Source organism: Aeromonas fluvialis, assembly GCF_000819885.1.
GTDB lineage: Bacteria > Pseudomonadota > Gammaproteobacteria > Enterobacterales > Aeromonadaceae > Aeromonas > Aeromonas fluvialis.
The window spans coordinates 37,924-48,738 of the sequence record NZ_CDBO01000016.1; the positions used below are offsets into that span (position 1 = coordinate 37,924).

Sequence of the window (10,815 nt, forward strand, 5' to 3'; positions counted from 1 at the left end):
ATTCTTGTGGGACAATAGCCTGCTGCAGATTCCACAATCATGACATAGCCACCTATAGGCACCAAGTTTTATGGCCCAGTTTTTCAAGCCCCAAAAGAAGTCCACTCAGCTCCAACGCATTGAATTTACGGTAGACACCCTCGATCACCACTGCGTCGGCATCGGTCGTCATCAGGGCAAGGCGATCTTTATCGGAGGGGCACTGCCCGGCGAGATCGTCAAGGCGCGCATCACCGAAGATAAGAAGCAGTATGGTCATGCCGCCTTGCAACAGGTGGTGACCCCGGCAGCCAACCGCATCGCCCCCTTCTGCAGCCACTACCGCGAGTGCGGCGGTTGCAGTGCCCAGCACATGTCGGTCGCCGATCAGCAAGCCGCCAAGGCGGCCGGACTGGTCAGCCTGTTCGAGCGCCTCGGCAGCATCAAGGCGCCAACACTGGCGCCGGTACTGACCGGTGACGATCGTGCCTACCGTCGGGTCTGCCGCCTGGCCATCAAATTTGACAAAAATGGTCGCTGCACCCGAGTCGGTTTCCGCCGTCGCAACAGCAACGATTTGGTGGAGATCGATGGTTGCCCTGTGCTGGCCGAGCCACTCTCCGCGCTGATTGCCCCGCTGCGCGAATGCCTCAACCGCCTCAAGAGCCAGCGCGAGCTGGGCCATGCCGAGCTTATCCAGGCCGAGCAGGGGATCATGATGTTGCTGCGCCACACTGGTCGCCCCAATGAGGCGGATCGCGCCCTGCTGGTGGCGTTTGCCAAAGCGCAGGGGATCGACCTCTATCTGCAGGCTGCCGATGAGCGCATCGACGCGCTGCAGCAACAATTTTCTCCATCCTACTCGCTGGATGGCCTGTCTCTTGCTTTCGCTCCCGGCGACTTCATTCAGGTCAATGGCCCCATCAACCAGAGCATGGTTGAGCAGGCGCTGACATGGCTCGGAGCGAGCAAAGAGGACAAGGTGCTCGACCTCTTCTGCGGCATCGGCAACTTCACCCTGCCGCTGGCTCGCCAGGCCCGCGAAGTGGTGGGGGTTGAGGGTGAGCTGGCCATGGTGCTGCGGGCCGAGGAGAACGCCCGTCGCAACGGTATCAGCAATGCCCGTTTCTACAAGGCCGACCTGAGCGATGACATCGTCGGCATGTCCTGGGCGCGGGAAGGGTTTGATCTGGTGCTGCTGGATCCGGCGCGTCCCGGTGCGCTGGAAGTGATGGGACATGTCGTGAAACTTTCGCCCAAGCGGGTGGTCTACGTCTCCTGTAACCCGGTCACCCTGGCGCGGGACAGTCAGGTACTGGTGAAAGGGGGTTACCGTCTGGTGCGCCTCGGCATGCTCGACATGTTCCCGCACACCGGTCATCTGGAGTCCATGGCGCTGTTTGAGCGGGAGTAAATGAGGTAGTCCTGCTCATCATCACGGCTGTTTGAGCAGAAATGATTGGGGTAATCTAGACCCTCGTTGTTCGGCAGGGCCTGTGGGCGCGCTCTATTGTCTTTCTTGACAATATGCCTTGAAAAGTGCGCTCAAAATCCCCATTTGAGACAATCAAATGCTGGGAGACAGTGATAGCTTTCGGCCCGATAATTTAAAGGATTGATACCATGGTTGCGGTTCGCGATATTCATTTGAAAGACAACTTCACTCTGGAGGAGTGGGTCAGCTCGCTCTCCTTGAGTGACAGTGACAAGGATCAGTTGCGAACCGTCTACCAGTATTGTCTGACGCTCGGTGACGAGGCGCTGACCAGCAAGCTGCTGGTGCGCGGCATCGAAATGGTGGGCATCCTGCTGATGCTCAGCATGGATCTCGGCACCCTCAAAGCGGCCATCATCTACCCCTTCGTCGAAGCCGGTCTCATCAGCCAGGAGCGGATGGACGAGGACTTCGGCCCCAAGATCGCCAAGCTGGTGGAAGGGGTGCTGGAGATGGAGGCCATCCGCTCCCTGCAGACCCTCCATCGCAGTGAAACCTCGCCGGAGCAGGTCGACAACGTGCGTCGCATGTTGCTCGCCATGGTTGAGGATGTACGCGCCGTGGTGATCAAGCTGGCGGAGCGGATCGCCTGCCTGCGCGAGGCCAAGAAAGCGGATGAAGAGACCCGGGTGCTGATGGCCCAGGAGATCACCAACATCTATGCGCCGCTCGCCAACCGGCTCGGTATCGGTCAGCTCAAGTGGGAGCTGGAAGATCTCGCCTTCCGTTACCTGCACCCGGAAACCTACAAGCAGATCGCCAAACAGCTCGACGAAAAGCGGCTCGACCGCGAGCGCTACATCCGCGAATTCGTGCAGTCCCTGCGCGATGCCCTGAAAGAGGCGGGAGTGGAAGCCGAGGTCTACGGTCGACCAAAACACATCTACAGTATCTGGCGCAAGATGCAGAAGAAGCACCTCGAATTCAACGAGTTGTTCGACGTGCGCGCAGTGCGGGTAGTGACCAAGCGGCTGCAGGATTGCTATGCGGCGCTCGGCATCGTCCACACCCACTTCCACCATATTCCCCGCGAGTTTGACGACTATGTCGCCAACCCCAAACCCAACGGCTATCAGTCGATCCACACCGTCGTGGTGGGGCCGGAGGGCAAGACCGTCGAGATCCAGATCCGTACTGACCAGATGCACCAGGATGCCGAGCTTGGCGTTGCTGCCCACTGGCGCTACAAGGAGGGTCCACAGGCTGGCGGCAAGGCCAACACCTTCGAGGACAAGATTGAGTGGCTGCGCAAGCTGCTCGCCTGGCAGGAGGATCTCTCCGAGAGCGGCTCCCTGCTGGAAGACCTGCGCAGTCAGGTGTTCGAGGACAGGGTCTATGTTTTCACTCCGAAAGGGGATGTCATCGACCTGCCGGCGGGCGCCACCCCGCTCGACTTTGCCTATCACGTCCACAGCATGATCGGCCACCGCTGCATCGGCGCCAAGATCGACGGCCGCATCGTACCGTTCACCTATGCGCTGCAGACTGGCGATCAGGTGGAAGTGATCACCCAGAAGGAGCCGAATCCGAGCCGCGACTGGATGAACCCCAACGCCGGCTTCCTGCGCTCAAGCCGGGCGCGGGCCAAGGTGGCGACCTGGTTCAGAAAGCTGGATCGCGACAAAAATATCGTGGCAGGCCGCGAGCTGATCGAGAAGGAGCTGGACCGCCACAACCTCAGCATCGCCAAGATCGACAAGGGCAACATGCTGCGTCGCTTTAACCTTGAGAGCACCGACGATCTGCTGGCTGGCATCGGTAGTGGCGACATCCGCATCAATCAGGTGATCAATTACCTGGACACCTGCTACAACAAGCCGACGGCGGAAGAGGAAGATCGCCGCCTGCTGGAGAAGCTGGAGCAAAAGGCCAATGTGCCGTTCCGACAAAAGCCCAGGGATCACATCGTGGTGGAAGGCGTCGGTAACTTGATGACCCATATCGCCCGCTGTTGCCAGCCGATCCCCGGAGATGTCGTCCAGGGCTTCATCACCATGGGCCGTGGCATCTCTATCCACCGTGAGGATTGTGAGCAGCTCAAGGAGCTGTCACGGCGCAACCCTGAGCGGTTGATCGATGCGGTGTGGGGTGAAAACTACTCCGGCGGCTACGGTCTCACCATCCGGATCCTTTCCAACGACAGATCCGGCCTGCTGCGCGACATCACGACTGTGTTGGCCAACGAGAAGATCAACGTAATGGGGGTGCGCTCACGATCCAACGTGCGCGAGCAGACCGCCGAGATCGACATGGAGCTGGAGATTTACAACATCAACGCCTTCAACCGGGCGTTAGCCAAGCTCAGTCAGCTCAACGACGTGATCAGCGCCAAGCGGCTTTGATTTTCATCAAGAACCAACTTGTGACCGACCGCCAGGTCGGTCACTGTTTTGCCCCTGTGGTACGAATCAACAAGCGAATAACCCATGTCTCAACGTTACGACCTGCCTCAACTGCTCGATATCATGTCCCGCCTGCGCGACCCGCACAATGGCTGTCCCTGGGATCTGAAACAGAACTTCCAGACTATAGTGCCGCACACACTGGAAGAGGCCTACGAGGTGGCCGATGCCATCGAGACCGAAGATTGGCAGGGGCTGAAAGGGGAGCTGGGTGACCTGCTGTTTCAGGTGGTGTTCTACGCCCAGCTGGGTAAAGAGCGGGGCTTGTTCGACTTTGCCGATATCGTCGATACGGTGAGCGAGAAGCTGATCCGACGTCACCCCCATGTTTTTTCCGATGCTGACCTTGCCAACGAGCAGGCAGTAAAAGCGAACTGGGAGGCGGAAAAAGCCAAAGAGCGCGCAGCACTCGATAAAGAGAGCGTGCTGGACGATATCCCGCAGGCGCTGCCGGCCCTGACCCGTGCCGCCAAAATTCAGAAACGCTGCGCCACCGTCGGTTTTGACTGGAAGACGCTGGGGCCGGTGGTGGACAAGATCCACGAAGAGATTGACGAGGTGATGGAAGAGGCGCTGATGGCCGATGTGGACGAGGCGCGGGTGAGCGACGAGCTCGGCGACCTGCTGTTCGCCACCGTCAATCTGGTGCGTCATCTTGGCAAGGATCCTGAGCAGGTACTGCGGGGCGCCAATGCCAAGTTTGAACGTCGCTTTCGTCAGGTTGAGCAGTTTATCGCCGCAGAAGGCTTGAAAATGACCGATTGCACCCTCGAAAAGCTCGATGCTGCTTGGGATAAGGCGAAGGAAACCGAACAAAGTTGATTTGGCGCAAGACGGGGGGGCGATGAGCCTGATAGATTTTTGTTCATTGTTTGGGAGAGGGGTTTTTGATATACTGTTTCCCCGTCCTGCTTCATCCCCGAAGCACCCCTTAAAATTCCCTAAACTTCTTTCAGGTTCAGCATGACGACCAAATATATTTTTGTTACTGGTGGCGTTGTTTCATCCCTCGGCAAAGGCATTGCCGCAGCTTCTCTGGCAGCCATTCTGGAAGCCCGTGGTCTGGATGTGACCATCATGAAACTGGACCCCTATATCAATGTGGATCCGGGCACCATGAGCCCGACCCAGCATGGTGAAGTGTTCGTAACCGAGGACGGGGCCGAAACCGATCTGGATTTGGGCCACTACGAGCGTTTCATCCGTACCAAGATGACCCGTCGCAACAACTTTACCACCGGCCGTATCTACGCCGACGTACTGCGTAAAGAGCGTCGTGGTGACTATCTGGGCGCAACCATTCAGGTTATCCCGCACATCACCAACGCCATCAAAGAGCGGGTGATTGCCGGTGCCGAAGGTCATCAGGTTGCCATCGTCGAAGTGGGCGGTACCGTGGGTGACATCGAGTCCCTGCCGTTCCTCGAAGCCATTCGTCAACTGGCCGCCGAAGTGGGCCGCAACAACGCCATGTTCATGCACCTGACGCTGGTTCCTTACCTGGCTGCTGCCGGTGAAGTGAAGACCAAGCCGACCCAGCACTCCGTCAAAGAGCTGCTCTCCATCGGTATCCAGCCGGATGTGCTGATCTGCCGCTCCGACCGTGCCATTCCGGCCAACGAGCGCGCCAAGATCGCCCTGTTCTGCAACGTGCCGGAGCGCGCCGTCATCTCCATGAAAGACGTCGACTCCATCTACAAGATCCCGGCACTGCTGAAATCCCAGAACCTGGACTCCTACTTCACCGAGCGTTTCGGTCTGGAGTGCAAAGAAGCTGATTTGTCCGAGTGGGAGCAGGTTGTCTTCGAAGAGGCCAACCCGACTGCAGAAGTGACCATCGGTATGGTCGGCAAGTACGTCTCCCTGCCGGATGCTTACAAGTCCGTCAACGAGGCGCTCAAGCACGGTGGTCTGAAGACCCGTCTCTCCGTCACCATCAAGTACATCGACTCCCAAGACATCGAGACCCGTGGCGCCGAGCTGCTGGAAGGTCTGGATGCGATCCTGGTGCCGGGTGGTTTCGGTGAGCGCGGTGTGGAAGGCAAAATTCTGGCTGCCCAGTATGCCCGCGAGAACAAGATCCCCTACCTGGGTATCTGCCTCGGTATGCAGGTTGCCATGATCGAATTCGCTCGCAACGTGGCGGGTATGGAAGGGGCTCACTCCTCCGAATTCAAGAAAGATTGCGCGTACCCGGTCGTCGGCCTCATCACCGAGTGGGTGGATGAAGAGGGCAACGTCGAGACCCGTACCGAGAAGTCTGATCTGGGCGGTACCATGCGTCTGGGTTCCCAGCTCTGCCACCTGGTCGAAGATTCCAAGGTGCGTCAGATGTACGGCAGCCCGACCATTTACGAGCGTCACCGTCACCGTTACGAAGTGAACAACAAGCTGCTGCCGCAGATTGAAGCGGCAGGTCTGAAAGTGACCGGTCTCTCTGCCGACAAGAAGCTGGTGGAAATCATCGAGATCCCGGATCACCCCTGGTTCGTGGCCGCGCAGTTCCACCCGGAGTTCACCTCAACTCCTCGTGATGGCCACGCTCTGTTCGCCGGTTTTGTGAAGGCGGCAGGCGAGTATCAGAAGCGTAATTTGAAGTAATTGAAAATAAATGCGGTTGGGGCACTGTGCCACAGCCGCTTTTTTTGGCATATTTTTGTTGTTTTTTTACGAAACCTGAGGAAATACACATGTCCAAGATCGTTAAAGTGATCGGTCGTGAAATCATCGACTCCCGTGGTAACCCGACTGTTGAGGCCGAAGTTCACCTGGAAGGTGGTTTTGTTGGTATGGCAGCCGCTCCGTCTGGCGCGTCCACCGGTTCCCGCGAAGCGCTGGAACTGCGTGACGGCGACAAGAGCCGTTTCCTGGGTAAAGGCGTGCTGAAAGCCCTCGAAGCCGTAAACGGCCCGATCGCTCAAGCTCTGCTGGGTAAAGATGCCAAGGACCAGGCCGCTATCGACCAGATCATGATCGACCTCGACGGCACCGAGAACAAATCCAAGTTTGGCGCTAACGCCATCCTGGCTGTTTCCCTGGCTAACGCCAAAGCTGCCGCTGCTGCCAAAGGCATGCCGCTGTACGCCCACATCGCCGAGCTGAACGGCACACCGGGTGTCTACTCCATGCCGCTGCCGATGATGAACATCATCAACGGTGGTGAGCACGCCGACAACAACGTCGACATCCAGGAGTTCATGATCCAGCCAGTTGGCGCCAAGACCCTGAAAGAAGCCGTTCGCATGGGCGCAGAAGTGTTCCACAACCTGGCTAAAGTGCTTAAGTCCAAGGGCTACAACACTGCAGTAGGTGACGAAGGTGGTTTCGCTCCGAACCTGAAATCCAACGCCGAAGCGCTGGAAGTGATCGCTGAAGCCGTTGCTGCTGCCGGTTACAAGCTGGGCACCGACGTGACCCTGGCTATGGACTGCGCTGCTTCCGAGTTCTACGACGCAGAGAAGAAAGAGTACAACCTGAAAGGCGAAGGTCGTATCTTCACCTCCAACGAGTTCTCTGACTACCTGGCTGACCTGACCACCAAGTTCCCGATCGTCTCCATCGAAGATGGCCTGGACGAATCTGACTGGGACGGTTTTGCTTACCAGACTGCTGAACTGGGCAAGAAAATCCAGATCGTGGGTGACGACCTGTTCGTAACCAACACCAAGATCCTGAAGCGCGGTATCGACAACGGCATCGCCAACTCCATCCTGATCAAGTTCAACCAGATCGGTTCCCTGACCGAAACTCTGGCTGCTATCAAGATGGCCAAAGACGCTGGCTACACTGCTGTCATCTCCCACCGCTCCGGTGAGACCGAAGACGCGACCATCGCCGACCTGGCTGTTGGTACCGCTGCTGGCCAGATCAAGACCGGTTCCATGAGCCGTTCTGACCGTGTTGCCAAGTACAACCAGCTGATCCGTATCGAAGAAGCGCTGGGTGCCAAAGCTCCGTTCCGCGGTCTGAAAGAAGTTAAAGGTCAGTAATTAGCTGACTCGCCAGCCTCGGCTGGTGTGAGAAAAACCGGAACCCTTGGGTTCCGGTTTTTTTATGCCTGCTGTTCGAGCCAGCGTTGCAGATGCTGCACAAACAGCGCGGGCTGCTCGATGGGGTAGAGGTGTCCGGCGTTTGGCACCTGCAAGCGCTCGCAGACGGGAATGGCGTTGCCAATAGCCTCGCAGACCAGCGCAAACAGCGCTCTGGTATCTGCGCCCTGCACGATGCAGGTGGGTATGTTGAGCATGGCAAGGCGCTCCGGTGACCAATCTGGCCGATCGCTCTGGCTCAATTGTTTGGGCAGGCTATCGGCTTCTGCCAACTGCGCCTGCTGCCACTTGAGCGGTTGTGCAGCAAAATAGCCTGCATGACCACCCGAACCATCGATCAGGGTCGCCACGGCCTCTTGCAGCAAGCCTTCCCCAACCTGGCCAAACACGGGGCCAAACATGGCTCCGGCATCGGTCATAAAGGCAGCGATCCCCTGTTCGTCGAGGGCACCCGGGCAGCCTGGCTCCACCAGATAGAGGCTTATGAATTGCTCCGGAGCCAGCAGGGCAGTGGTCAGGGCAACATCCGCCCCGTATGACCAGCCCGCCAGATGCACTGGCCCGCACGGCATTTGTTCCAGCAGGGCAAGCAGATCGCTGGCGTGAGTCTCCAGACCAAATGGACCGTTTTTGCCCGCCTCGCCAAAGTGGCGCAGGGTGGGAGCATAGACGGTGTAGTGACGTGAGAGCTGCTCGATATGTTCGAGCCAGAGGGTGTGGTTGGCCAGCGCGCCATGGATCAGCAACAGCGGCTCGCCCGAACCGACCTGCAGGCAGGGCAGCGGGCTGTCATTGACGATAAAGGTGCGAGTCTGTGATTGCATATCAACGCCTCCCCGGCGTGTCATAAGAGCACAAGAGTATATGACAAGCACCCTGTGGCCGGTAAGAGGGTTGCAACTGGCGTGAATGTAATGGTGATAGCTGGAAAGGTGGGAGTCCTATTTTGGCTCCTCTCCTTAGAAACTTAACGCCTCATTCAGGTGCACCGTAGGCGTCACCTAGAATGACTTGTTACACGTACATTACATGGTTACCCAATGGATTTCATTGAAGTTTTCACCTTCTTTATTTTGCCAAGAAAGCCTTGCCTGATATTTCAGAGGACTACCCATGTGTATTGCAGCAATGAGTTTAACTCGTGAATTTGGCTTCATTTCAGGATGTGGAAACTTGTCCGTAACGTCACCACAAAGAGGGCTATCTTCGCAATCAACTAACTCGAAGTTTACGTTATACGCACTACCTTGACCTGTATTTGAAATATAGAAGTTATATGATTTTCCTAGCTTAGTCAGCGTGACATTGAAGCTCGGCTTGTCTTTATTGGACTTTTCTTCGTTGAGAGAATCAATTTGTAAGCGAGATAATTCAGCTGTAACCTTTTCAAGTTCAAGCTGTTCTTTGGCTATTTTTCTGGTTCTGACAAGAGAAACAGCAGAAACAACGACAGCTAAAATCGAGATCAATAGGCTTAGGATTTCGTACTTGCTCATTTCAAACGGCCTTTGAATGCTTTTTTAAGCATTTTTTCAATTTCTTTCTTTGCTTCAGGTATCACAATTTCTTTTGCTTGCTCAACACCGACTTCTTTTAAGTCGGCCAGCATGATCTGGTACCCGCAACCATGACACTTTACGAAGTCATCATCTTGTACATTATCTGGTTGCTCAAATTCAGTATGGCCACATTCTGGACATTGGATTGATACATGTGTTGTTTTGATCATGATGTGTACCTCGATGCTCCCTGTACGTGTAACGCCCGCTTAACAGGCGCGAAAAAGCTTGGCTAAAATTAGGAACGAAGTGACGTAAGCCAAGATTTTTGCGTCCTGTGTTGAAGCGTTTGTTAGTTTTTTATGACGCACGATCAATTAACCAACCAACCAAACCATTTCTAACAGCTTGCCTAGATAACTCCTCTGCCCCCCAAAATATAAACTCAGCATCTGTTGAATTATCAATGGCCGATTTTAAACTGGCATTCGGAGAATGGGTGACGAAATAAAACTTCCTGAAGCCACTCATATCTGAAAACTTTGTACGATAGCTATTATAAGTAGCCAAATTCGCTTTAGATTTTACTTGAACAGCGACTCTTTCTTGAGTAATTGGAGAAATTAAGTCTAGATCAATGTCTTTCTCTACTTCACCAGCAACACCTGACCTTTGCCATCCTGATTGGCGGAAAATTAAGTCTGTTAGTGTTTCAAGATCTTTAGGGTGCAAGTTTCTAATGATTGGGATTAAAGCACTTTCTAAATGAGATACGGCGTTTTCTGCTTCTAAAACATGAGGTTCATTTGTACCATTAATGTTATGTAACAAGTAGTTCTTCTCTTTAACACTACAAATAGTACCCTGAAAACCTTGAACTGATAATAATTTACCACTTAACCTATTTTTATGTAGCGGACTCCCTTTTAAATCTTTATCAGACCATCCTGAAATGGTAGTTCTAATTTTTGATCTATCATCTAGCTGTTCTATACCGCACTGAGCAAAACACCACCAAAGCCTATCAGAATGAAATGTGATCCACAAAGTGGTTACAGGCTCATGATAAAACTTAAGGACTTGATCAATATGACGTGTAGCAGCACCTTGATCATAATCATCAGGATATGCCTTCCTCATTATTTCTAAGTTAGAATCTAAGCATGCATTATGATCAAGATCATGATAACCAAGTCTCAAGGTTCCGTCTTCGACACATCGCTTTTCCCAACGGCCTTTATCGCCAAGCTTTATAAATAAAGCTGTCTCTGCAAAAACGGGGGGCAAATTAAACTCCTATGCAAAAAAACTAACGCCCAATTAAGTGGTGAACAACGCACTGACCAAGCCGCTGCATTGCACCATAAAACACTTCCTGATTACCCATGACC

Annotated in this window: 9 protein-coding genes; 5 read left to right on the forward strand and 4 right to left on the reverse strand. The window is 54.7% G+C overall.

The window, feature by feature from the left end; genetic code table 11:
- Positions 1–70 precede the first annotated feature (70 nt).
- The 5 genes from rlmD (at position 71) to eno (ending at position 7,865) form a co-directional block, all read left to right on the forward strand.
- Positions 71–1,393 (forward strand): 23S rRNA (uracil(1939)-C(5))-methyltransferase RlmD, encoded by a 1,323-nt coding sequence (rlmD, locus tag BN1125_RS04730; protein ID WP_042010974.1) that lies wholly within the window; start codon positions 71–73, stop codon positions 1,391–1,393.
- A gap of 209 nt (positions 1,394–1,602) precedes the next feature.
- Positions 1,603–3,816, forward strand: coding sequence for a GTP diphosphokinase (gene relA / locus BN1125_RS04735; protein WP_042010975.1), 2,214 nt, complete (start codon positions 1,603–1,605; stop codon positions 3,814–3,816).
- A gap of 84 nt (positions 3,817–3,900) precedes the next feature.
- Positions 3,901–4,698 carry a nucleoside triphosphate pyrophosphohydrolase gene (mazG, locus tag BN1125_RS04740; protein WP_042010976.1) on the forward strand — a complete coding sequence of 266 codons (798 nt, stop codon included), beginning with the start codon at positions 3,901–3,903 and terminating at the stop codon, positions 4,696–4,698.
- Between the two features lie 141 nt (positions 4,699–4,839).
- Entirely contained in the window at positions 4,840–6,477 is a 1,638-nt protein-coding gene (gene pyrG / locus BN1125_RS04745) for a glutamine hydrolyzing CTP synthase (protein ID WP_042010977.1), read from the forward strand.
- Between the two features lie 89 nt (positions 6,478–6,566).
- Positions 6,567–7,865 (forward strand): phosphopyruvate hydratase, encoded by a 1,299-nt coding sequence (eno, locus tag BN1125_RS04750; protein WP_042010978.1) that lies wholly within the window; start codon positions 6,567–6,569, stop codon positions 7,863–7,865.
- A gap of 62 nt (positions 7,866–7,927) precedes the next feature.
- Here the strand turns inward: eno and BN1125_RS04755 are convergent, their stop codons facing one another.
- The 4 genes from BN1125_RS04755 to BN1125_RS18940 all read right to left on the reverse strand — a co-directional run bounded on the left by BN1125_RS04755 (position 7,928) and on the right by BN1125_RS18940 (position 10,711).
- Positions 7,928–8,749, reverse strand: a complete 822-nt coding sequence (locus tag BN1125_RS04755) for an alpha/beta fold hydrolase (protein WP_042010979.1) — start codon at positions 8,747–8,749, stop codon at positions 7,928–7,930.
- 201 nt (positions 8,750–8,950) lie between these two features.
- Complete coding sequence (locus tag BN1125_RS04760) at positions 8,951–9,421, reverse strand: hypothetical protein (RefSeq protein WP_042010981.1); 471 nt, start codon at positions 9,419–9,421, stop codon at positions 8,951–8,953.
- Positions 9,418–9,654, reverse strand: coding sequence for an ECs_2282 family putative zinc-binding protein (locus tag BN1125_RS04765; RefSeq protein ID WP_042010982.1), 237 nt, complete (start codon positions 9,652–9,654; stop codon positions 9,418–9,420). The genes BN1125_RS04760 and BN1125_RS04765 overlap by 4 nt, the downstream gene beginning before the upstream one ends.
- A gap of 130 nt (positions 9,655–9,784) precedes the next feature.
- Entirely contained in the window at positions 9,785–10,711 is a 927-nt protein-coding gene (locus tag BN1125_RS18940) for a hypothetical protein (RefSeq protein WP_156993095.1), read from the reverse strand.
- Positions 10,712–10,815: the final 104 nt, after the last annotated feature.

Bases quoted from the DNA above. Each gene is read 5' to 3' on its own strand.
- BN1125_RS04765 (WP_042010982.1), bottom strand. From the start codon at position 9,654: ATGATCAAAACAACACATGTATCAATCCAATGTCCAGAATGTGGCCAT.
- eno (WP_042010978.1), top strand. From the start codon at position 6,567: ATGTCCAAGATCGTTAAAGTGATCGGTCGTGAAATCATCGACTCCCGT.
- BN1125_RS04755 (WP_042010979.1), bottom strand. From the start codon at position 8,749: ATGCAATCACAGACTCGCACCTTTATCGTCAATGACAGCCCGCTGCCC.
- pyrG (WP_042010977.1), top strand. From the start codon at position 4,840: ATGACGACCAAATATATTTTTGTTACTGGTGGCGTTGTTTCATCCCTC.
- BN1125_RS04760 (WP_042010981.1), bottom strand. From the start codon at position 9,421: ATGAGCAAGTACGAAATCCTAAGCCTATTGATCTCGATTTTAGCTGTC.
- mazG (WP_042010976.1), top strand. From the start codon at position 3,901: ATGTCTCAACGTTACGACCTGCCTCAACTGCTCGATATCATGTCCCGC.
- rlmD (WP_042010974.1), top strand. From the start codon at position 71: ATGGCCCAGTTTTTCAAGCCCCAAAAGAAGTCCACTCAGCTCCAACGC.
- relA (WP_042010975.1), top strand. From the start codon at position 1,603: ATGGTTGCGGTTCGCGATATTCATTTGAAAGACAACTTCACTCTGGAG.